The following is a 21,091-nucleotide window of genomic DNA, read 5'->3' as shown; positions in this document are numbered from 1 at the left end:
TTACGCTGGCGCTTCCCACCTGCACGGAAGCGCCAGTGATCGATACATACGAAGGAAGCTGCTTGTGCGCAGCGGTCAGTTACCTGCTACTGACCCCTCCCAAGGCAGTCAGTCATTGCCATTGCAGCCAGTGCCGCAAAAGCCACGGGGCAGCCTTCGCCTCCTATGGCAGCGTTCCACGCAGCAGGCTGCGAATCCTCCGCGGCACCTGCAACATCAAAGCCTTTGCCTCTTCGCCGACGGTAGTGCGCGAGTTCTGCGCCGAGTGCGGCTCGACTTTGTTCTGGTCACGTTCCCAAGGCGACTTTGCCGACTGGGTTTCGATAGCACTGGGCACACTTGATACCCCGTTCCTGCCCAAGAAGCAGAAACACGTTCATGTCGATTTTGCTGCCCCCTGGTACTGCCCTCACCTGCACACATTGGCAACGCCAAGCCATCCACAGCACGGTCAAGACAATCCTTGATAGAGCAATCACGGCTAGGCACCTCCATGTCTGAACAACGGATGCTAGCGCTCACCGCACCTTCCGGAGATTCCGTTCGTTGACTGACTCACAGCACAACCCAACCTACGCAAAACGGTTCGAAGCCGTGCTTGCCTATATCGACAGCCACCTCGAAGGGGACCTGTCGGTAAATGCCCTGAGCCGCATCGCCAATTTCTCGGCCTTTCACTTTCATCGGCAATTCACGGCATACATCGGCATTCCGGTATCACGGTATGTGCAACTGATGAGGCTGCGACGCGCGGCGCATCAACTGGTCGCCTCGCCGGCCATCTCCGTACTGGAAGCAGCTTTCGGCGCCGGCTTCGAAAGCCCCGAAGCCTTTTCCAGGGCTTTCAAGCGTGCGTTTGGCATGGCGCCGAGCGTATTTGCCAAGGCCCCGAACTGGCAGGCCTGGAGTGCGGTTTTCGTTGTTCCTCATCTTTCAAGGAGTATCACCATGCAGATCCGCATCGTGGATTTCGCCGAAACCCATGTGGCCGCGCTCGAACACCAAGGGGCGCCCGGCCTGGTCAGTGAAAGCGTTGCGCGTTTTCGCCAATGGCGCATTCAGAGCGGCCAGTCACCGGTGGCCAGCAGCCGAACCTTCGGCATCCCCTACGACAACCCGGACACCACCCCGGCGCACGCCTTTCGCTTCGCCGTGTGTGGCGAGATAGACGAAGCTGTGCAGCCCAATGATTTCGGCGTGCACGAACGCGTCATCCCAGCGGGCCGCTGCGCCGTGATCCGGCATACCGGGTCGCCTGACTACATTGGCGAAACCATTTATCCGCTTTATCGGGACTGGTTGCCTTCGAGCAATGAGGAACTGCGGGATCATCCGCTGTTCTTTCACTATTTGAGCGTGTATCCGGAAACGCCGCTGGAGCACTGGCAAACGGATATCTACGTGCCACTCAAGTAGGTTGGCTGGTGGCTAATCTGGGTAGAAGGCTGCTGGGCTGCGCATGGATCGAGTCCAGACGGATAGCCAGCTCTCTTGGTAAACTAGCCGCCTGACCTGGCAATCACCGATCTCCTGCCGCCGACTTTTGCTACGTCGAGCTTCTCGGTTTGCTGCAAACACCCTCGAAACTGCTGAATTTGGTACAAGACACGTTGAACGATATGACTACAAACACAGGCTCTAACCCAGCAACCACGCGCTCTGAGCCTTCCCGTCGCTTCAGCGTTGCGCCCATGATGGACTGGACAGACCGCCACTGCCGGTTCTTCCTGCGCCTGCTTTCCAAAAACACCCTGCTCTACACCGAAATGGTCACCACCGGTGCCCTGCTGCACAACGACGCCCACCGTTTCCTGCGCCACGACGCCTCCGAGCACCCGCTGGCCCTGCAACTGGGCGGCAGTGTGCCGGCCGACCTGGCCGCCTGCGCCCGCCTGGCCGAGGAGGCTGGCTACGACGAGGTCAACCTCAACGTCGGCTGCCCGAGTGACCGGGTGCAGAACAACATGATCGGTGCCTGCCTGATGGCCCACCCGGCGCTGGTGGCCGATTGCGTGAAAGCCATGCGTGACGCGGTGTCGACAGCGGTGACGGTCAAGCACCGCATCGGCATCAATGGCCGCGACAGCTACGCCGAGCTGTGCGACTTCGTCGGCCAGGTGCGCGAGGCAGGCTGCCGGAGCTTTACCGTGCACTCGCGCATCGCGATCCTGGAAGGGCTGTCGCCGAAAGAGAACCGTGAGATTCCGCCCCTGCGCTATGACGTGGCAGCGCAGTTGAAGGCGGACTTCCCGGACCTGGAGATCGTGCTCAACGGGGGGATCAAGACCCTGGCCGAGTGCCAGGCACACCTTGAAACCTTCGATGGGGTGATGCTGGGACGTGAGGCGTACCACAACCCTTACCTGCTGGCCGAGGTGGACCAGCAGCTGTTCGGCAGCGAGGCGGCGGTGGTCAGCCGCAGCGAGGCGCTGGCGCAGTTGCGGCCCTATATTGTCGCGCACATGGAAAGTGGTGGCGCGATGCATCACGTTACCCGGCATATTCTGGGGCTGGCGCAAGGGTTCAAAGGCGCGCGGCGCTTCCGCCAGCTGCTGTCGGCGGATATTCACAAGGCGGCAGAGCCGTTAGCGGTGTTCGACCAGGCGGTGGAATTGTTGCAGGGGCGGTGATTCAGCAGGCGGGCGTACTCGCCGGCAAGCCAGCCCTCCCGCAGCATGCTGCCGGGGTTCAGACATATGCAGATTCTGTGGGAGCGGGTTTACCCGCGAAGAAGGCAACGCGGTGCATGGCACCGGCTTCGCCGGTGTTCGCGGGTAAACCCGCTCCCACCGGGATCGCGCAAACTTCCGGATTTTGTGTAAGCCGGTTGTATCCACAGTGGCCCTTGCAATCAGATGCGGAACCTCGGGGCCGCCTGCGACTCGAAGCTTCACCTTTCGCACCGCGCTTCGCGGGCCCTTGAGTGGCCGTCGGGGCTCGGGTAATGTCGAGTCATTGCACAGGACAGAGCACGCCCATGACCTCCAAGCTGGAACAACTAAAGCAGTTCACCACCGTGGTCGCCGACACCGGGGACCTGGACGCCATCACCCGCCTGAAACCGGTCGATGCCACCACCAACCCGTCGCTGCTGCTCAAGGCTGCGGCCATCCCGGGTTACGCCGAGCTGCTCAAGCAGGTAAAGGCCGATGCCAAGGGTAATGTCGACCTGGCCTGCGACAAGTTCGCGGTGGCCGTGGGTTCGGGCATTCTCAAGGTCATCCCGGGGCGTATCTCCACCGAGGTGGATGCCCGCCTGTCGTTCGACGAACCCGCCCTGCTGGCCAAGGCGCGCAAGCTGATCGAGCTGTACGAAGCCGCCGGTGTTGGCCGCGAACGCGTGCTGATCAAGCTGGCCTCCACCTGGGAAGGCATCCGCGCCGCCGAGAAGCTGGAGAAGGAAGGCATCCAGACCAACCTCACCCTGCTGTTCTCCTTCGCCCAGGCCCAGGCTTGCGCCGATGCGGGGGTGTTCCTGATTTCGCCGTTCGTTGGCCGTATCTACGACTGGTACAAGAAGAGCACCGGCAAGGAATACGTGGGCGCCGAAGACCCGGGCGTGCAGTCGGTCACTCGCATCTACAACTACTACAAGGCCAACGGCTACAACACTGTGGTGATGGGTGCCAGCTTCCGCAATATCGGCCAGATCGAGCAGTTGGCCGGCTGCGACCGCCTGACCATCAGCCCAGAGCTGCTGCAGCAGCTCAGCGATGATCAGGGCGACCTGCCGCAAGTGCTGAAGCCGGGCAATGCCGGCGAGCCCAAGCAACAACTGAACGAAAGCCAGTTCCGCTGGGCCATGAACGAAGATGCCATGGGTACCGAGAAGCTGGCCGAAGGCATTCGCCAGTTCGCGCGGGACCAGGAGAAGCTGGAGAAGTTGATGGCTGAAAAGGCCTGACACATTTCGAGATTGCCTGACGGGCGGGAAGTGTTCAGCATTTTCCGCCCGTTTTGTTTTACCTGGCCTTAGATTTGTATTGAATTCCAGGGCCTCTTCGCGGGTAAACCCGCGAAGAGGCCCGAGAAGCAACCTGAGCTGTCGATGACCTCCTCTACCCCATTGCCCCTAGTACTCGCTGGCCCGGTACTGCGCCGCCTGGAACCCCAGCGCCTGGCCATCTGGCTGGTCGCCACGCAACCGCTGCAACCCGAATTCATCTTCCCGGCAGGCGAGGCCCGGGTCGATTGCCAGGTCGTCACGGTGGGCCAGCACGCCTTCATCCACCTGCTGGACATCTACTTCACCCAGCCCCTGCCCTGCAACCAGCTGCTCGACTATGACCTGCTCATCAACGGCCAGGGCGTCGCCGGCTGGGCGCCGCACCTTCTCTACTCCGGCGCCCAGCGCCCAAGCCTGGTGCTGCGCGATCGGCTCGACCACCTGCTGCACGGTTCCTGCCGCAAGCCGCATTTTCCGGCCGCCGATGGCCTGCTCTGCGCCGACCGCCTGCTGCAGGCCTGCGAAAGCCCCGCGGACCGGCCCGCCGTGCTGTTGATGACCGGCGACCAGGTCTATGCCGACGACGTCGCCGGCCCGATGCTGCGCGCCATCCACAGCCTGATTGCGCGCCTGGGCCTGTTCGACGAGCAACTGGAGGGCGCGGTGGTGCCCGACAGCCAGGCGCTGTACCAGCACCCGGCCTGCTATTACCACCGCGCCGACCTGCTGCCGGCGCAGGAACGCAACGAAACCCTGCGCGAGCGCTTTTTCGGCGGCAAGCGCAAGCCGATCTTCTCGTCCAGCAACGCCGACAACCACCTGGTGACCTTCGCCGAGGTCATGGCCATGTACCTGCTGGTGTGGTCACCAGTGCCCTGGCAGCTGGTGAACCTGGACATGCCCGATGGGCTCACCGCCCCGCGCCAGGCCCGTTACCTCCAGGAGCTGCCGCTGATCCAGGCGTTTGCCGACAACCTCGGCCAGGTAGCGCGAGTGATGGCCCACCTGCCGTGCCTGATGATCTTCGACGACCACGATATCACCGACGACTGGAACCTCTCGGCGCTGTGGGAAGAAACCGCCTACGGCCACCCCTTCTCGCGACGGATCATCGGCAATGCCCTGCTCGGCTACCTGCTGTGCCAGGCCTGGGGTAACGACCCGCAGGGCTGCAAGCCCCTGGTCGGGCAATGCCAGGCGTTGAACAGCCAGACCCAGGATGAGCTGATCGGCGCGCTGCTGCGCTTCCAGGGCTGGCAGTTCAGCCTGCCCACCAACCCACCCTTGCTGGTGCTGGACACCCGCACCCGCCGCTGGCGCAGCGAAAGCAGCCTGGCCAAGCCGTCCGGCCTGCTGGACTGGGAGGCGCTGAGCGAGCTGCAGCAAGCATTGCTGGACCACCCGTCGGCGATCATCGTGTCGCCTGCGCCGATTTTTGGCGTGAAGCTGATCGAGACGGTGCAGAAGCTGTTCAGCTGGCTGGGCTACCCGCTGCTGGTGGATGCCGAGAACTGGATGGCCCATCGCGGTGCAGCACAGGTCATCCTCAACATCTTCCGCCACTCGCGCACGCCGGGGCACTACGTGGTGCTGTCCGGCGACGTGCATTACTCGTTCGTCTATGAAGTGCTGATTCGCCACCGCCAGCGCAGCCCGCACTTGTGGCAGGTGACCAGCAGCGGGATCAAGAACGAATTCCCGCGGCGCCTGCTGGATGTGCTCGACCGGCTCAACCGCTGGCTGTATGCGCCACGCTCGCCGCTCAACTGGTTTACCAAGCGGCGGGAAATGGAGGTAGTGCCGCGTACGCCCAGCCATAGCAAGGCTGGCGAACGGTTGTGGAATGGCGCGGGGTTGGGGCAGGTGTTCTTCGATGAACAGGGGCGGCCGGCGCGGGTGTATCAGCTGGATGCGGGTGGGGGTGAGGCTACCGAGTTTGCGCGGCGGGGGTGATCAGGCAGGTAATGCTTGTGTTGGCCTTGCCGGCCTCTTCGCGGGTAAACCCGCTCCCACCAGGGCAACACAGGTTCTGAATGCAACGCAGTACCTGTGGGAGCGGGTTTACCCGCGAAGAGGCCGGTACAGGCTGAAGATCAGGTCCGCTCCAGCGCATTGACCAGGTCATGGAAGGCTTCGCGGTTGGAGTCGTTCAAGCCCATGAGGATCTTGTGCGCCTCCAGCACCTTGGAGCGCACCACGTCCTCATTCTGGTCCTGGGACGGCAGGTCGGTCAGGCATTCCGGGCAAGGGATCGGTCGATCGACGATGTTGAACACCTGATCGAAGCCCATCGACTGCAACAACCGGGAAATGTCCGGGTTGGTGGTGACCACAGTCGGCAACAGGCCTACCTTCTGACGCGACAGGATCGACAGCTTGGCCAGCAGGCCCAGGGTGGTACTGTCGATGCTCTCGGTTTCGGTCAGGTCGATGACAATCGCCGAGAAGTTCAACGCGGTGAAAATCTTCTCGATCGTCGCATCCAGCGCCGAACACAGGGTCAGGCGCACTTCACCGACGAATTTCAGGACGAAGGTACCACTCTGCTCGGCGAACTGGATTCTACCGGTACTCATTGAAGGTTCCTGCTCAACACCAATAGGGCGATATCATCCGGCATCTCCCCAAGCGTAGCCAATCCAAATCGTTGGCGCAGCCCATCCAGGCTGCCACCTGCTGCCCTGACGATTTCCGGCAGGGCGGTTTCTTTATCTTTGAGCGTGTCACCCGGCAAAAGGTCCAGAATGCCATCGGACATCAAGCTGAGGCTGAACTGCGGCGGCAGCTCCACTACCAGGTCCTGGTAGGTGGCCTCGTCGAACAGCCCCACCGGCAGGCCGCGGCCTTCCAGGTAGCGGGTGTGCTCGGGGGTGTGCAGCACCGGCAGCGGCAGATGGCCGCCAACGGCGTAGGTCAACAGGCCGGTGTCTTCGTCGATCACCCCGCCAACCATGGTCACGTGCTTGCCCAGCTTGCAGTTGATCAGCCCGCGGTTGATGTGGCTGAGCACCTGCGAGGGTTTGAACTCGCGCATCTTGCTGCCGCGCTTGAATTCGAACAACAGCCGTGTGGTCATGAATTTCAGCAGCACGGTGACGAACGCTGACGACGCACCATGCCCGGAGACATCGGCGAGGTAGAAAGCGATGCGCCGTTCGTCCACCCGGAAGTAATCGGCAAAATCACCCGACAGGTAAAGCGACGGGATGATCTGGTGCTCGAAGGCGAAATCGCCGGCCACCCAAGGGCTTTCCGGCAGCATGTTCATCTGCACCTGGCGACCGGCAGTCTGGTCCTCCTGCAGCAGGTGCAGGCTGGCTTCCAGTTCGCGGTTGGCAGCTTCAAGCTTGTCGCGGTAGCGCTGGTTTTCCAGCACCAGGCGCGAACGGTCGAGGGCGCGGCGCACCGAATGCTCGAGCACGGCCAAGTCTTCCAGCGGCTTGATCAGGTAGTCGGCAGCGCCCAGGCGCAACGCTTCCACCGCATCACTCATGACGCCGGCACCGGACACCACGATCACCGGCAACTGCGGGGCACGCTCGCTGACCTGACGGATCAGCTCGAGGCCGCCCATCTGCGGCATACGCAGATCGCAGATCACGAGGTCGGGCTGGTGTTCTTCGAAGACCTGAAGCCCCTGCTGGCCATTGCTGGCCTGGAGGACGCTGAAGCCACTGTCTTCAAGATAGGCGGCGAGGCTTGCACGGACCACGTCGTCGTCATCGATGATCAGCAGCGTTGCACTGGTTTTCTGCATGTGGGCGAACGGCGCCGATTTGGGTGGTGCAGCGGTGTCGGCAAGGCAGACGGCCAGCTACGGGAATTCTCTGTGGTCACACTCTACTTGAGTTGTAGGACAAGAACACTTGCCCGGCAACTGTCAGAGGGACCTTGTAAGGCGCAGACGGTACTCCCATCCGGCAGGCGTTTCAAGCATGCAAAGGTTCACCTCGACGCACTTTACAGGCCAAATCACCGGGAGTTATAAGAAAGCCGACCAGCGCAACCCGATGGGACGGATGCAGCATGCCCCACACGCCCTCCAGCCATGACGAGAAACGCGATTTCATCCGCATGCGCATCGACACCGAGGCCAGCCTGCTGCACGAAGGCCAGGTGATCGCGGCAGTATGCCTGGACCTGTCCAGCGGCGGCATGCAGGTGCAGGCACCGCAGCGCTTCCAGGTGGGGGACCATATCGAGGTAAGGATCGAGTCCGACCACCCGGCGCTGAAGGGTCTCCATGCCAGCACCGAGGTAGTGTGGATTGCCGATCAGCCTGGCGGGCAGCACAAACTAGGTTTGCGCGTACTCGCCATGCATTAATCCCACACAAGCCAAGGCTCGAGGGCTTAGCGCCCTTTCAAGCGGAACACATCATCGACAGTCGTGAAAAACAGATCATGTGTGCCGGGTACAACTTCCAGCTCTACATTCATAAGCCATCCTGAGTACCTGACATCCAGAGTCACAGTACCATTTTCCCCAAACGCTGGGTCCCCGTTCCCGTCCGCCAAGTAGCAGTACACATCACGTTTCTCCTCTGCCTCACCATGACGAGAACCAAAGTGCACCAAGCGGTAATCGATGCCGGCGCCGTAAGACTTAAGACCTAGTCCAATATTCATTTCCGGCGGCATGGAAATCGACAACGCCTCAAAATTCTCATCTTGCCCACCATCAACCGTCCACCCATGAACCTCAATCTTATTATATTCATATCGGTAACCAGCCTTGAGCGTTTGCTGCTCATCAACAAAAAATTTAACAGACAACCCTTGATCCAGATGTCTCGACAACCTTCCCCCATCACCAAAGTTACCATCAAATGAGCCAGCACCTGTAATACGATACAGGTAGGTGTAATAGCCCGGAACCCACTCGATAGTCGGACGAGCTTCTTCAACTTGCAGGATCAGACTTGCCGGCTGTCCGGCAATACGTTGTATCTCCGCCATGAGTGGCAAATTAAATTTCTCGTCAGGACGGTCAAGCAAGACGAAGCCCTGCTTGCCAAAGAGCTGGTCAAGCACACCGTTTGGATTAAGGCGAGCGATCACAGTCCTGAAGCCGTTAAAACCTCCCCAGTATCCCGCTGAAATAACGTAAAGCGACTCTCCATCCAACACGGCTAGTACAGTTGAACCAAGCTCAGGAACAGTACGGGGGCGTTCAAGCAACTCCGAATGAACCCCTGCGAAGTTGATAATGGATTTTCCCTTTTCTGCATAGCGTTCATCGGGCTGGCCATCCTTATGGAATTTCTCCACAAAGATCTCTGTTGCTGACAACTTGTCGACCAAATAAAAACCGCCATCCACTGCAACTACCAGCTGTTGTTGAGCCGCGATAGCGAAATAGCCCTGCCCTCTAAAGTTCAGATCCAACTCACCTTGCCGAGTAAACTTGCTGATGAATCGTTCATCTCTTCGCCCGCGAGCGGTCACCAAAACACCGCCATCAGGCGTTGGCCGGATTTGGTTCATGAGTACCGGGTCAAGACCCAAATGAGAAAGGTTGACCTTCCCCCCATTGAATTCGGGATCAAGCTCACCTGCCTGCCTAGCTGCGTTTCCAATCATTGCGCTCACCTATAAAATGAAATTACGCAAGTTTTATAACGCCCGAGACAGGATTAAGATACTGGCAAAAATGATAGGTAAAGGATGCCCGAAACAACCACCCCAACCGATTCAGAAATAACGCCGGCGCTTCTAAAAGCGCCGGCGTTATTTTAAGACAATTCAGAACCAGGGTTTGGCTCAGCTAAAGCCCAACTCAGAAGTCGTCTTCGACGTCGCCATCCTTGACCTTGAACTCGCGGTTCTGCAGGTAGGCGTTGCGAATGAAGATGTACTTGTCACCCTGGATCAGCTTCTCTGCCGACAGCAGGTCGGCGCGGGTGTCGATGATGTCCAGGGCGAAGATCGAGTTGCGCGTCGGTACATGGTCGATGTAGCGGTAGGGTTTAGTGTAGGTATCCGGGTACTTGGCCACGCCGTCACGCACGGTGCTCGGGCCCAGCAGCGGGATGACCACGTACGGGCCGCTCGGCACGCCCCAGTAGCCGAGGGTCTGGCCGAAGTCCTCGTCGTTGCGCTGCAGGCCCATCTTGGTACCCACGTCGAAGAAGCCGCCCAGGCCGAAGGTGGTGTTGACGATCAGCCGCGCCGTATCCACGCCCGCCGCATGGGGCTTGAACTGCAGCAGGTCGTTGGCCAGGTTGGTCACGTCACCCAGGTTGCGGAAGATGTTGTGGATGCCATCTTCGAGGAACTGCGGGGTGACCGCCTGGTAGCCCTTGGCCAATGGCTTGAGGGCATAGGTGTCGAGGGTATCGTTGAAACGGAAGATCGGGCGGTTGACCGCTTCCCAGGGATCTTCCTCGGTGGCGGCCTGGGTGGCTGCCACGGGCGCCAGCAGCATGCTGGCGCAGACACAGGCCTGGGTGACTCGTTCGATCACACTGGCACCGATCCTACGCATAGGTGTTTCTCCATCGAATTTCTCGGCCGCAAGCGCAAACGGGTGCGCTGCTGTACGGCGGCAGTATAGAGGCTTGCGGGCTGATAAACAGCTTTACACATCACTGCTCAATATTTTGTGAACAACTGTTGCGTGGCGCCCGCTGTCACAGGGCGGTAACAATCGCCGAATAGCCTGCGGACTATTTGAGGGAAGTTGCCATGGACGCTGCACCCGCCTTCACCGCTGTGCTGTTCGGCTTGCGCGGCTGCCTGGTGCAAGCTGCCAATGGCGCCCCTTCGCCCGCACCCGGCGCCCTGGCCACCCTCGCCAGCCTGCGCCAGCGCCAGGTGCCGTGCATCTGGCTGGACGACCTCGACGCCACCCAGAGCAAGCGCCTTGCGCATGTACTGCCTGCCTGGCTGCCGGGGCATTCGGTGAACGGCGTGCGCTGGCCGGCGCCAAATGCCTGCTGGCAAGCCCTGATGACGCTGGACAGCGAACGCCTGGACGGCTGCGTGCTGGTCAGCGGCGACCCACGCCTGTTGCAGTCTGGCCTGAACGCGGGGCTGTGGACGGTGGGGCTGGCCGCCTGCAGCCCGTTCTGCGACCGCAGCTCGCGGCAATGGCAAGCCATGACGGCGCAGGAACAGGACCTGGCCCGTGGCAAGGCGACGCTGGAACTGTTCAGCCTGGGCGTGCACTCGGTCATCGACCACCTGGAGGCGCTGGATAACTGCCTGCAGGACATTGCCCAACGCCGGCGCAAGGGCGAAAAACCCTGATACAGCACCCTTGACGCGGATCATGCAAAGCAACGGCAGGTGGATTACGCTGAAGACAAGCCAGAACCTTTGCCGCTTCGCTGAGGTCCATGGCTTGCCAAGCCATTGATGGAGAACTGCCAATGCCTGCCCGCGAATTGCAAGAGCGCCTGAACAGCTTGCGCGAGCAACTGGACCGCAACGTGCCACTTTCGGACGAGGAACTGGCCGCGCTGCACGAAGAAGCGCGCCAGATCGAGGCGCAACTGAAGCTTGAGGAAGCCACGCCAGACAACAACCTGGTGGACGGCGTGAACCTGGCGATCGAACGCTTCGAGGCCGAACACCCCGACCTCACCGCTACCCTGCGCAGCATTGCCAACTCGCTGCACAGCATGGGGATCTAGAAATACTGCGGCCGCTTTGCGGCCCTATCGCGACACAAGGCCGCTCCTACAGGTACAGCGCAAGATTTGAGGCTTGCGCTGTACCTGTAGGAGCGGCCTTGTGTCGCGATAGGGGCGCGAAGCGCCCCCCCGGCGTACTTGCGAACCTTACTGCCGAACCAGGCGCTTGTTGTCCGGGCTGATCGCCCCCGTGCTGCGGTAAGGGTTGATATCCAGCCCACCCCGGCGCACATAGCGCGCGTACACCGTCAAATGCTCCGGCTGCAGCAGGTTCTTCAAGTCCAAGTAGATCCGCTCCACACACTGCTCGTGGAAGTCGGCATGCTGGCGGAAGCTGATCAGGTAGGTCAGCAGGCTGGCATGGTCCAGCCCCCTGCCCTTGTACTCGACCACCAGGCTACCCCAGTCTGGCTGGCCGGTGACCGGGCAGTTGGACTTCAACAGGTGGCTGTGCAGGGTTTCTTCCACCTGCTGCTCCGGGTTGCAGCGCAGCAGCCCTGGTTGTGGTTGTTCGTAGTTGCTGATGGCAACGTCCAGCGCATCGATGCACTGCCCCGGCAATGCCACCACGCCTTGGGCCTCGACCTCGGCCAAGGTGCGCACTTTCACGCTCACCGGCTTGCCGGCGGCTGCGGACAGGTCTTTCTCCAGGCACGCCTGCAGCTCGCCAGGCGAGGCGAAAACCGTCTGGTTCAGCGAGTTCAGGTACAGCTTGAACGACTTGGACTCGATGATGTTCGGCGAATCGGCGGGAATGGCGAACTCGCCGATCGCCACCACCGGCTTGCCCGAAGGCAGCAGCCAGCTCAGCTCGAAGCAGTTCCAGTAATCCACACCCTGCCACGGCAAGGTCTGGGCAGTAACACCCAGCTCGGCCCACTTGGCGGTACGCGGGATCGGGAACAGCAGCTCCGGGGAATAGGTGGCAATGTATTCGCTGGACTTGCCCAGCGGGGAATGTTCGGCAGCGGGATGCATGGAAACTGACCTGAAGGTTCGAAATTGCCCCTAGTCTACCGGTTTTGCACCTCGCCTTGGAGCGCAAGTCAGCGGGATTACATCTTCGTCAGTTTGGGGCGAGCGGGTGCATCGTCACGTATCATCTCAGCATCACCCAGCCCCAGTAGGAGCGGGTTCACCCGCGAACACAGGCAAAGCCGGTGCCATGCACCGTGTTGAATTCTTCGCGGGCAAACCCGCTCCCACAGGGCTTTGCGCCGCTTGCTGGAGTCAATTCACCCAATGAAACTGCTGATCGTCGAAGACCAGGCCCGTACCGGCCAGTACCTGAGCCAGGGCCTGAACGAGGCTGGCTTCGCCACCGAACTGGCCACCGATGGCGAGACCGGCCAGTTCCTCGCCCTGACCGGCGACCACGACCTGCTGATTCTCGACGTGATGCTGCCCGGCCGGGACGGCTGGCAGATCCTCCAGGCCGTGCGCCAGGCCGGCCTGGACACCCCGGTGCTGTTTCTCACCGCTCGCGATGCCGTGGAGGACCGAGTACACGGCCTGGAGCTGGGCGCCGATGATTACCTGGTCAAGCCGTTCGCCTTCTCCGAACTGCTGGCCCGGGTGCGCAGCCTGCTGCGCCGGGGCACCAGCCCCAACCAGGACACGACCCTGAGCCTGGCCGACCTGCGCCTGGACCTGATCCGCCGCCGCGCCGAGCGCGCCGGCCAGCGCATCGACCTGACCGCCAAGGAGTTCGCCCTGCTTGAACTACTGCTGCGCCGCCAGGGCGAGGTGCTGCCCAAATCGCTGATCGCCTCGCAGGTGTGGGACATGAATTTCGACAGTGACACCAATGTGATCGAAGTGGCGATCCGCCGCCTGCGCCTGAAGATCGACGACCCGCATTCCAACAAGCTGATCCATACCGTACGCGGCATGGGTTATGTACTCGAAGAGCGCGCGGAGTGATGCGCCGGGTCTCCCTCGGCAGCCGCCTGGCCTTGCTGTTCGCCGCCTGCACCGCCACGGTCTCGCTCGGCGCCGGCCTGATATTCAGCCGGGCCAGCGAGCAGCACTTCGTCGAACTGGACCAGCAACTGCTGGACTCGCGCCTGTCGCTGTTCCGCACCCAGCTGGCCGGCATCACCACCCCGGCCGAGCTGCAGGCGCGCCTGCCCGCCTTGCGCGATGAACTGGGCCACCAGGCCGACCTGGCCCTGCGCATCAACGGCAGCGACGGTGCCACCTGGTTCGAAAGCCGTACAGGCCTGCCACGGGCGCTGCCCGACGGGCTGGCTACCTTGCATGCGCAAGGCACCGACTACCGCAGCCTGGCCGTGCACCTGGCGCAAGGCGCCCCGCAGTCGCCACAACTGACCCTGTACCTCGACATCACCCATCACCAGCACTTCCTGCAGGGCATGCAACGGCTGATCTGGCTGACAGTGGGCCTGTCGGCGCTGGCCACGGCCCTGCTCGGTGCCTGGGCAGCACGCCGCGGGTTGCGCCCTTTGCGGCAGATGGGCCAGGTGGCTGCCAGCGTATCGGCGCGCTCGCTCACCACCCGCCTGCCGGTGGCACAGATGCCCGAAGAGCTGGCCGAGCTGGCGACGGCCATGAACGCCATGCTGCAGCGCCTGGACGATGCCTTCCAGCGCCTGTCGGCATTCTCTGCCGACATCGCCCACGAGCTGCGCACGCCGCTGTCCAACCTGCTGACCCATACCCAGGTCACCCTCACCCGCCCGCGCAGCCTCGAAGAGTACCGCGAAGCCCTGCACGGCAACCTCGAGGAGCTGCAATGGATGGCGCAGATGATCAACGACATGCTGTTCCTGGCCAAGGCCGACCACGGCCTGCTGGTGCCGGGGCAAGCACCGCTGGTGCTGCATGAGGAGGTGGATGCGCTGCTTGAATACTACGCACCGCTGGCAGAGGACAGCGGCGTGCAGATGCTGCGCGAGGGTGAGGCGCTGCTGCGGGGCGACCGGCATATGCTGCGCCGGGCGCTGTCCAACTTGCTGGACAATGCCTTGCGCTTCACCCCGGCGGGAGGGCAGATACGTGTGACATTGGGGCCAGGGCCGAGGATTGGTGTGGCCAATACCGGGGCGGCTATCGAGCCGGCGGCGTTACCGCGGCTGTTCGACCGCTTCTACCGGGTGGACCCGGCGCGGCGGGAAGGCAGTAGCGAGCATGCCGGGTTGGGGTTGGCGATTACCCGGTCGATCGTGCAGGCCCATGGCGGGCACATCAGGGCGGAGTGTGCGGACGGTTGGACACGATTCGTGATCGATTTCACTGAAGGCCGGTGACATCGGGGCTGCTTTGCAGCCCATCGCCGGCAAGCCAGCTCCCACAGGTACAGCGCATGCCTTGGGCTTGATGCAATCCTGTGGGAGCTGGCTTGCCGGCGATGAGGCCCTCAACAGTTACTCAAACCGCCAGACCAATCGCCGGCTGCACCTGCGATGCCCGATAAGCCGGGTAAATGGTCGCCAGGAAGCTCATCACCAACCCGGCAGTGCAGATGATCGCCACATCGCCCCACTGCAGCTGCGACGGCAAGCTGCTGACGAAGTAAACATCCGAAGTGAAGATGTGCTGCCCGCTCACCCGCTCCAGCCAACCGACGATCTGGCTGACGTTGAACGCCGCAATTACCCCCAGCACGCCACCGATCAGCGTCCCGACAATGCCGATCAGGCTGCCCTGGACCATGAACGTGCCCATGATCTGCGCCGGCGTGGCGCCCAGGGTGCGCAGGATGGCGATGTCCGGCCCCTTGTCGTTCACCACCATCACCAGGGTGGCGATGATGTTGAACGCCGCCACCGCGATGATCATCAGCAGCAGCAGGCCGATCATGGTCTTTTCCATCTTCATGGCGCTGAACAGGCTGCCCTGGGTGTGCGACCAGTCATCGGCCCGGTAGGCATCGCCAAGCCCGGCAGCGATGGCCTTGGACACCTGCGGCGCGGCATACAGGTCGTGCAGCTTCAGGCGCACGCCCTGCACCTGGCCCGGCGCCCAGCGCTGCATGGCGCCAGCATCGGCCACATGAATGTAAGCCTGCGAGCCATCCAGTTCGGCGCCGACCTTGAAGATGCCGACCACGGTCAGGCGCTGCATGCGCGGTGTGATACCGCCCGGCTCCTTGCTGATTTCCGGCACGATCAGCGTCAGCTTGTCGCCGGTGTTCAGGCGGAAGCGCCGCGCAGTCAGCTCACCGATGACCACGCCGAACTCACCCGGCTGCAGGTCCTGCAGGCGCCCCTGGACGATATGCTGGCCGACGATCGAGACCTTGCCCTCTTCGGCCGGGTCGATACCGCCCACCTGGATCGGCTGCATCGCGCCCTTGTACGACAGCATACCTTCCATTTCGGTAATCGGCGCCGCCGCCATCACCGCCGGGTCGCGCATGGCCGCGTCGGCCACCTTGTGCCAGTCGTCCAGTGGCTGCACGCCGAGGATGGCGGCATGCGGTACCAGGCCGAGGATGCGCGAACTCATTTCGCGCTGGAAGCCGTTCATCACCGACAGCACCACGATCATCGCCAGCACACCCAGCGACAGGCCGATCATCGAGGTCATCGAGATGAACGAGATGAAGTGGTTGCGGCGCTTGGCTCGGGTGTAGCGCGCACCGATGAAGATGGGCAAGGGTCTGAACATGTACGAAATCACCCAATGAAAACAGGAAAACGGGGCGGCACCGGCCACCCCGTGCAGTCGATCAGATCGCCACCAGGTGGCCGTCGTCGAGCTTCAATACACGGTCCATCTGGCGCGCCAGGTTGAGATCGTGGGTGACCACCAGGAATGCCGTGCGCGACGCGCTGGACAGTTCCTGCATCAACTCCTGAATGCCCTGGGCGGTGTGGTGGTCGAGGTTGCCGGTCGGCTCGTCGAGCATTACCAGGCCGGGGCGGTTGACCAGTGCCCGGGCAATTGCCACCCGCTGGCGCTCACCACCGGACAGCTCGGCCGGCTTGTGGTTGAAACGGTGGGACAGGCCCACGCGCTTGAGCAGCGCCTCGGCACGCTCACGGGCCTCGGGGATGGGCGTGCGGCCGATCAGCAACGGCATGCACACGTTCTCGATGGCAGTGAATTCCGGCAGCAGGTGGTGAAACTGGTAGACAAAGCCCAGCTCGCGGTTGCGCAACAGGCCACGGGCACGCTCGCCCAGCGCCGACAGCTCCTCCCCGGCCAGCCAGACGCTGCCCTGGGTCGGCCGGTCGAGGCCGCCCAGCAGGTTCAGCAAGGTACTCTTGCCCGAGCCGGAGCTGCCCACGATGGCTACCCGCTCACCGGCGTGCAGCTCGAGGTTGAGCCCGGACAGCACCTGCACCGATTCCGGGCCCTCGTCGTAGGACTTGCCCAGGTTGCGGCAACTCAGAACGGCTTTATCACTCATGCGCGACTCACTCATAACGTAGCGCCTCTGCAGGCTGGGTGCGGGCCGCACGCCAGGCCGGGTACAGGGTGGCGAAGAAACTCAGGACCAGTGCCGCACCACAGACCATGTACACGTCCTGGGCCTGGATCTGCGACGGCAGGTAATCGATGAAATACACATCGGCGTTGAGGAACTTGTGCCCGATCAGTTTCTCGATGCCGGCGATCACCGCGCTCACGTTCAGCGCGGCGACGATCCCGACCACGGCGCCGATCAGGGTACCGATCACCCCGATCACCGTGCCCTGGACCATGAAGATGAGCATGATCTGCCCGGGCGTGGCGCCCAGGGTACGCAGGATGGCGATGTCGCCACGCTTGTCGTTGACCACCATCACCAGGGTGGAAATGATGTTGAACGCCGCCACCGCCACGATCAGCAGCAACAGCAGGCCGATCATGGCCTTTTCCATGCGGATCGCCTGGTACAGGTTGCCGTGGGTACGGGTCCAGTCACGGCTGTAGAACTCTTGCTCACCCAGGCGCTGGGCGATGTCCCAGGCCACCCGTGGCGCCTGGAACAGGTCGTCGAACTTCAGGCGCAGGCCCTGGACCTGGTCGGGCTTCCAACGGTGCAGCCGGGACAGGTCGCTGATGTTGGTCAGGCCCAGGTAGCCGTCGATCTCGCCCGCGCCCACATGGAAGGTACCGACCACGGTGAAGCGTTTCATGCGCGGGAACATGCCGGCCGGGGTCACACTGACCTCGGGGGCGACGAAGGTGAGCTTGTCGCCGATGCCCACGCCCAGCTTGGCCGCGGCCTTGTCGCCGATCATTATGCCCCACTCGCCCGGCGCCAGCTGGTCGAGGCGCCCCTGCAGGACGAACTTGTCGATGATCGACACTTCGCGCTCGCGGGCCGGGTCGATGCCGTTGAGCAGCACCTTCTGCACCTTGCCTTCATGGGTCAGCAGGCCCTGCATCTGGGTGAAGGGCGCGACCGCCACCACCTGCGGATTCTGCTTTACTTGTTGGGCAAGGGCCGGCCAGTCGGCAATAGGCTGGCCGCTCTCCAGCGTGGCATGGGGGATCATGCCCAACACGCGGGTACGCATCTCGTGGTCGAAACCGTTCATCACCGAGAGCACCACGATCATCACCACCACGCCCAGGGCGAGGCCGATCATCGAGGTCAGGGAAATGAACGAGACGAAGTGATTGCGACGTTTGGCACGGGTATAACGCGTGCCGATGAATGCGAAAAGAGGTCTGAACATGTCGGGGCTTGTTCGGATGAAAGGGAACGTCCTTGTGGCGAGGCGCCTACGGCGGCTTTACACTCGGACCACCGCCGCTACCTTGGGTTCGCCATGACGACATTAGACGAAGAAGATCGCCGCGAATACTACCGCATCGAAGATCGGATCGCACTTCAAATCAGCCCCCTCAGCGCGGCCGAAGCCCTTGACCCAGATGTGTTGCAAGATGATTCGCCATTGTTCAACCTGCTCAGCGAACTGCACCTGTCCGACTTCGAGTCGCAGCACCTGCTGCGCCAGCTTAGCGACAAGGACCGCACCCTTGCCGCCTTCCTGCGTGCGCAGAACAAGCGCCTCGACCTGCTCAGCGCGGTGGTTGCCCAGACCCTGATCGGCGAAGTTGGCCAGCCCCAGCCGGTGGTCATTTCCGAGGGCGGCATCGAATTCGCGCAAGCCACAGCGGTGGCCCCCGGCTCCCGAGTGAAGGTGAAGATGGTGCTGATGCCGCGCGCCCATGGCCTGCTGCTGCGCGGCAAGGTTACCCATTGCGACCCGCGCCCGGAGGGCGGCTTCGAGGTCGGCACCGAATTCATCGACATGACCGACGCCCAACGGCAACTGCTGGCCCGCTACATCCTGCAGCGCCAGCAGCAGCAACGGCGCCAGCAGCTGGAACAGAACGACCCCGCCTCCTGAGCCTATTTTTCTCTGATTTGAAGGAACGAACGTGACCCTGATCTACGGCCACCGCGGCGCCAAGGGCGAAGCGCCCGAGAATACCCTGAAGAGCTTCCAGCAATGCCTCGCCCATGGCGTGACTCGCTGCGAGCTGGACCTGCACCTGTCGGCCGACAACGAGCTGATGGTGATCCATGACCCTACCCTCAAGCGCACCACCGGCAAACGCGGCAAGGTGGTCGAGCACCCGGCCGCAGACCTGGTCAAGATCGATGCCCGCAAGGGCGGCCCGGGCCATGTCCAGCCCTGCCCGATCCCGAGACTGGAGGAACTGTTCCAGAAATGCCCGTTCGAGCACTGGCAACTGGAGGTGAAAAGCGCCTCGCGCACCCGTGCCGCCACCACCGTGCTGGCGATCCGCGAGCTGGCCCAGCAGTACGGCCTGCTGGACAAGGTGACCATCACCTCCAGCTCACGCGAAGTACTGGGTGCCGCCCTGGAGCTGGTGCCGGACGTCAAGCGCGGGCTGGTCGCCGAATACGCCTGGCTCGACCCGCTGAAGGTGGCGCAGAACTACGGCTGCGATCTGCTGGCATTGAACTGGACACTGTGCACCCCCGAGCGCCTGCTGAAAGCCCAGGGCCAGGGTTTGCACGTGTCGGTGTGGACGGTCAACGAACCGGCACTGATGCGCCGGCTCGCTGATTTTGGCGTGGACAGCCTGATTACAGACTTTCCCGGTTTGGCCAAGACCACCCTCGGGCAGGGTTGAAATCGGTCTCTCCGACCGGCTCAGGCCACCGGTCGGAGCCGCTCAAAAAAGCCGGTTCAGGCCGTCGTAGGCAGCTACCCGATAGGCTTCGGCCATGGTCGGGTAGTTGAACGTGGTGTTGACGAAGTATTTCAGGTTGTTCTGCTCACCCGGCTGGTTCATCACTGCCTGGCCGATATGGACGATTTCCGAAGCCTGGTAGCCGAAGCAGTGTACCCCCAGCACTTCCAGTGTTTCGCGGTGGAACAGGATCTTCAGCATGCCTTGCGGCTCGCCTGCGATCTGTGCACGGGCCATGCTCTTGAAGAAGGCCTTGCCCACTTCATACGGTACCTTGGCCTGGGTCAGCTCCTGCTCGTTCTTGCCGATCGAGCTGATCTCCGGAATGGTGTAGATGCCGGTCGGCACGTCGTTGACGAAGCGCCAGCTGCCGTTATCGACGATGCTGCCAGCGGCAGAGCGGCCCTGGTCATGGGCGGCACTGGCCAGGCTCGGCCAGCCAATCACGTCGCCGGCACCGTAGATGTTCGGCACGCTGGTGCGGTAGGCCTCGTCGACCTCGATCTGGCCGCGGCTGTTGACCTTGATGCCGATGTTTTCCAGGCCCAGCTTGTCGGTGTTGCCGGTACGGCCGTTGCACCACAGCAAGGCGTCGGCCTTGATCTTCTTGCCCGACTTCAGGTGCAGGATCACCCCGTTGTCCAGGCCTTCGACGCGCTCATACTCTTCGTTGTGGCGTACGGTGATGTTGTTGTTGCTGAAGTGGTAGCTCAGCGCCTGGGAAATCTCCGAGTCGAGGAAGCTCAGCAACTGGCCACGGTTGTCCACCAGCTCTACCAATACACCCAGGCCGCTGAAGATCGAGGCGTATTCGCAACCGATCACGCCGGCACCGTACACGATCAGCTTGCGCGGAGTGTGGCTGAGGCTGAGGATGGTGTCGCTGTCATAGACGCGCGGGTGGTGGAAGTCGATGTCGGCCGGGCGGTACGGGCGCGAGCCAGTGGCGATGATGATGTGCTTGGCGTTGAGCTTTTCCACCACACCGTTCGGGCAGACCACTTCGACGGTCTGCTCGTCGGCGAAGCTGCCGGTGCCGACGAACACGTCCACGCGGTTACGCGCGTAGTAGCCGGTGCGCGACGCTACCTGCTTGGCGATGACCTTCTCGGCGCTTTTCAGCACGTCCGGGAACGAGAACCAGCGCGGCTCGCCGATGGCACGGAACATCGGGTTGGTGTTGAACTGCATGATCTGCCGCACCGAGTGACGCAGTGCCTTGGACGGGATGGTGCCCAGGTGGGTGCAGTTGCCCCCGACCTGGCGACGGCTATCGACCATCGCCACCTTGCGCCCTGCTTTGGCGGCGTTCATTGCCGCACCTTCTCCGGCCGGGCCGGAACCCAGCACCACTACGTCGTAGTTGTAGACAGCCATGCGTA

The 21,091-nt window shown here is 62.4% G+C and carries 21 protein-coding genes; 12 read left to right on the top strand and 9 right to left on the bottom strand.

What is annotated here, in order from left to right:
• Positions 1–35: 35 nt before the first annotated feature.
• The 5 genes from V3314_RS12075 to V3314_RS12055 all read left to right on the top strand — a co-directional run bounded on the left by V3314_RS12075 (position 36) and on the right by V3314_RS12055 (position 5,899).
• On the top strand, positions 36–467 hold the full coding sequence (locus V3314_RS12075; RefSeq protein ID WP_080958494.1) for a GFA family protein: 432 nt from the start codon (positions 36–38) through the stop codon (positions 465–467).
• Between the two features lie 79 nt (positions 468–546).
• Complete coding sequence (locus V3314_RS12070; protein ID WP_196174488.1) at positions 547–1,416, top strand: AraC family transcriptional regulator; 870 nt, start codon at positions 547–549, stop codon at positions 1,414–1,416.
• 203 nt (positions 1,417–1,619) lie between these two features.
• Entirely contained in the window at positions 1,620–2,630 is a 1,011-nt protein-coding gene (gene dusA, locus V3314_RS12065) for a tRNA dihydrouridine(20/20a) synthase DusA (RefSeq protein ID WP_338460265.1), read from the top strand.
• Positions 2,631–2,977: 347 nt separating this feature from the next.
• Positions 2,978–3,904: a transaldolase gene (gene tal, locus V3314_RS12060; RefSeq protein WP_046615870.1), complete on the top strand. Its 927-nt coding sequence runs from the start codon at positions 2,978–2,980 to the stop codon at positions 3,902–3,904.
• 144 nt (positions 3,905–4,048) lie between these two features.
• Entirely contained in the window at positions 4,049–5,899 is a 1,851-nt protein-coding gene (locus V3314_RS12055; RefSeq protein WP_046615869.1) for an alkaline phosphatase D family protein, read from the top strand.
• Between the two features lie 140 nt (positions 5,900–6,039).
• Here the strand turns inward: V3314_RS12055 and rssC are convergent, their stop codons facing one another.
• Positions 6,040–6,522 carry an anti-sigma factor antagonist RssC gene (gene rssC / locus V3314_RS12050; RefSeq protein WP_013971741.1) on the bottom strand — a complete coding sequence of 161 codons (483 nt, stop codon included), beginning with the start codon at positions 6,520–6,522 and terminating at the stop codon, positions 6,040–6,042.
• Positions 6,519–7,703: a two-component system response regulator RssB gene (rssB, locus tag V3314_RS12045; RefSeq protein WP_046615868.1), complete on the bottom strand. Its 1,185-nt coding sequence runs from the start codon at positions 7,701–7,703 to the stop codon at positions 6,519–6,521. The genes rssC and rssB overlap by 4 nt, the downstream gene beginning before the upstream one ends.
• Positions 7,704–7,972: 269 nt before the next feature.
• Between rssB and V3314_RS12040 the strand changes: the two genes are divergently transcribed.
• Positions 7,973–8,272 (top strand): PilZ domain-containing protein, encoded by a 300-nt coding sequence (locus V3314_RS12040; RefSeq protein WP_046615867.1) that lies wholly within the window; start codon positions 7,973–7,975, stop codon positions 8,270–8,272.
• Positions 8,273–8,298: 26 nt separating this feature from the next.
• On the opposite strand, the gene V3314_RS12035 is transcribed toward V3314_RS12040, so the two are convergent.
• Both V3314_RS12035 and V3314_RS12030 read right to left on the bottom strand, forming a co-directional pair.
• On the bottom strand, positions 8,299–9,528 hold the full coding sequence (locus V3314_RS12035) for a hypothetical protein (RefSeq protein ID WP_338460264.1): 1,230 nt from the start codon (positions 9,526–9,528) through the stop codon (positions 8,299–8,301).
• Between the two features lie 196 nt (positions 9,529–9,724).
• The gene (locus tag V3314_RS12030; RefSeq protein ID WP_046615865.1) at positions 9,725–10,432 is read right to left on the bottom strand and encodes a VacJ family lipoprotein; all 708 of its coding nucleotides are present in this window, start codon (positions 10,430–10,432) and stop codon (positions 9,725–9,727) included.
• A 200-nt stretch (positions 10,433–10,632) separates the two neighbouring features.
• On the opposite strand from V3314_RS12030, the gene V3314_RS12025 reads away from it, so the two are divergent.
• Positions 10,633–11,196, top strand: a complete 564-nt coding sequence (locus tag V3314_RS12025) for a phosphonoacetaldehyde phosphohydrolase-related protein (RefSeq protein WP_046615864.1) — start codon at positions 10,633–10,635, stop codon at positions 11,194–11,196.
• Positions 11,197–11,318: 122 nt separating this feature from the next.
• On the top strand, positions 11,319–11,582 hold the full coding sequence (locus tag V3314_RS12020; protein ID WP_039614141.1) for a DUF4404 family protein: 264 nt from the start codon (positions 11,319–11,321) through the stop codon (positions 11,580–11,582).
• A 147-nt stretch (positions 11,583–11,729) separates the two neighbouring features.
• On the opposite strand, the gene queF is transcribed toward V3314_RS12020, so the two are convergent.
• Positions 11,730–12,560 carry an NADPH-dependent 7-cyano-7-deazaguanine reductase QueF gene (gene queF / locus V3314_RS12015; protein ID WP_338460263.1) on the bottom strand — a complete coding sequence of 277 codons (831 nt, stop codon included), beginning with the start codon at positions 12,558–12,560 and terminating at the stop codon, positions 11,730–11,732.
• Between the two features lie 264 nt (positions 12,561–12,824).
• Here queF and cinR point away from each other — a divergent pair, with 264 nt between their 5' ends.
• Together cinR and V3314_RS12005 are read left to right on the top strand one after the other, a co-directional pair.
• Positions 12,825–13,505: a two-component system response regulator CinR gene (gene cinR, locus V3314_RS12010; protein WP_135003167.1), complete on the top strand. Its 681-nt coding sequence runs from the start codon at positions 12,825–12,827 to the stop codon at positions 13,503–13,505.
• Positions 13,502–14,851: a heavy metal sensor histidine kinase gene (locus V3314_RS12005; protein ID WP_196174263.1), complete on the top strand. Its 1,350-nt coding sequence runs from the start codon at positions 13,502–13,504 to the stop codon at positions 14,849–14,851. Before cinR ends, V3314_RS12005 begins: the two co-directional genes overlap by 4 nt.
• A 121-nt stretch (positions 14,852–14,972) precedes the next feature.
• Here the strand turns inward: V3314_RS12005 and V3314_RS12000 are convergent, their stop codons facing one another.
• The 3 genes from V3314_RS12000 to V3314_RS11990 form a co-directional block, all read right to left on the bottom strand.
• The gene (locus V3314_RS12000) at positions 14,973–16,214 is read right to left on the bottom strand and encodes a lipoprotein-releasing ABC transporter permease subunit (protein WP_108480069.1); all 1,242 of its coding nucleotides are present in this window, start codon (positions 16,212–16,214) and stop codon (positions 14,973–14,975) included.
• A gap of 61 nt (positions 16,215–16,275) precedes the next feature.
• Positions 16,276–16,959 (bottom strand): lipoprotein-releasing ABC transporter ATP-binding protein LolD, encoded by a 684-nt coding sequence (lolD, locus tag V3314_RS11995; protein ID WP_178081810.1) that lies wholly within the window; start codon positions 16,957–16,959, stop codon positions 16,276–16,278.
• Between the two features lie 7 nt (positions 16,960–16,966).
• On the bottom strand, positions 16,967–18,217 hold the full coding sequence (locus tag V3314_RS11990; protein ID WP_046615859.1) for a lipoprotein-releasing ABC transporter permease subunit: 1,251 nt from the start codon (positions 18,215–18,217) through the stop codon (positions 16,967–16,969).
• A 93-nt stretch (positions 18,218–18,310) separates the two neighbouring features.
• On the opposite strand from V3314_RS11990, the gene V3314_RS11985 reads away from it, so the two are divergent.
• Both V3314_RS11985 and V3314_RS11980 read left to right on the top strand, forming a co-directional pair.
• Complete coding sequence (locus V3314_RS11985) at positions 18,311–18,895, top strand: PilZ domain-containing protein (RefSeq protein ID WP_135003102.1); 585 nt, start codon at positions 18,311–18,313, stop codon at positions 18,893–18,895.
• A 31-nt stretch (positions 18,896–18,926) separates the two neighbouring features.
• Entirely contained in the window at positions 18,927–19,649 is a 723-nt protein-coding gene (locus V3314_RS11980; protein ID WP_046615857.1) for a glycerophosphodiester phosphodiesterase, read from the top strand.
• 42 nt (positions 19,650–19,691) lie between these two features.
• Here V3314_RS11980 and sthA read toward each other — a convergent pair whose 3' ends face one another.
• Positions 19,692–21,086 (bottom strand): Si-specific NAD(P)(+) transhydrogenase, encoded by a 1,395-nt coding sequence (sthA, locus tag V3314_RS11975; RefSeq protein ID WP_046615856.1) that lies wholly within the window; start codon positions 21,084–21,086, stop codon positions 19,692–19,694.
• Positions 21,087–21,091 lie beyond the last annotated feature (5 nt).

This window comes from Pseudomonas sp. TE3-3-F2023 (assembly GCF_036784815.1).
GTDB classification, from domain to species: domain Bacteria; phylum Pseudomonadota; class Gammaproteobacteria; order Pseudomonadales; family Pseudomonadaceae; genus Aquipseudomonas; species Aquipseudomonas pudica.
Note: the sequence above shows the minus strand (reverse complement) of the source record. Positions and strands in the feature narration are given on the sequence as shown.

Bases quoted from the DNA above. Each gene is read 5' to 3' on its own strand.
- dusA (WP_338460265.1), top strand. From the start codon at position 1,620: ATGACTACAAACACAGGCTCTAACCCAGCAACCACGCGCTCTGAGCCT.
- tal (WP_046615870.1), top strand. From the start codon at position 2,978: ATGACCTCCAAGCTGGAACAACTAAAGCAGTTCACCACCGTGGTCGCC.
- V3314_RS12055 (WP_046615869.1), top strand. From the start codon at position 4,049: ATGACCTCCTCTACCCCATTGCCCCTAGTACTCGCTGGCCCGGTACTG.
- rssC (WP_013971741.1), bottom strand. From the start codon at position 6,522: ATGAGTACCGGTAGAATCCAGTTCGCCGAGCAGAGTGGTACCTTCGTC.
- rssB (WP_046615868.1), bottom strand. From the start codon at position 7,703: ATGCAGAAAACCAGTGCAACGCTGCTGATCATCGATGACGACGACGTG.
- V3314_RS12040 (WP_046615867.1), top strand. From the start codon at position 7,973: ATGCCCCACACGCCCTCCAGCCATGACGAGAAACGCGATTTCATCCGC.
- V3314_RS12035 (WP_338460264.1), bottom strand. From the start codon at position 9,528: ATGATTGGAAACGCAGCTAGGCAGGCAGGTGAGCTTGATCCCGAATTC.
- V3314_RS12030 (WP_046615865.1), bottom strand. From the start codon at position 10,432: ATGCGTAGGATCGGTGCCAGTGTGATCGAACGAGTCACCCAGGCCTGT.
- V3314_RS12025 (WP_046615864.1), top strand. From the start codon at position 10,633: ATGGACGCTGCACCCGCCTTCACCGCTGTGCTGTTCGGCTTGCGCGGC.
- V3314_RS12020 (WP_039614141.1), top strand. From the start codon at position 11,319: ATGCCTGCCCGCGAATTGCAAGAGCGCCTGAACAGCTTGCGCGAGCAA.
- queF (WP_338460263.1), bottom strand. From the start codon at position 12,560: ATGCATCCCGCTGCCGAACATTCCCCGCTGGGCAAGTCCAGCGAATAC.
- cinR (WP_135003167.1), top strand. From the start codon at position 12,825: ATGAAACTGCTGATCGTCGAAGACCAGGCCCGTACCGGCCAGTACCTG.
- V3314_RS12000 (WP_108480069.1), bottom strand. From the start codon at position 16,214: ATGTTCAGACCCTTGCCCATCTTCATCGGTGCGCGCTACACCCGAGCC.
- lolD (WP_178081810.1), bottom strand. From the start codon at position 16,959: ATGAGTGATAAAGCCGTTCTGAGTTGCCGCAACCTGGGCAAGTCCTAC.
- V3314_RS11990 (WP_046615859.1), bottom strand. From the start codon at position 18,217: ATGTTCAGACCTCTTTTCGCATTCATCGGCACGCGTTATACCCGTGCC.
- V3314_RS11985 (WP_135003102.1), top strand. From the start codon at position 18,311: ATGACGACATTAGACGAAGAAGATCGCCGCGAATACTACCGCATCGAA.
- sthA (WP_046615856.1), bottom strand. From the start codon at position 21,086: ATGGCTGTCTACAACTACGACGTAGTGGTGCTGGGTTCCGGCCCGGCC.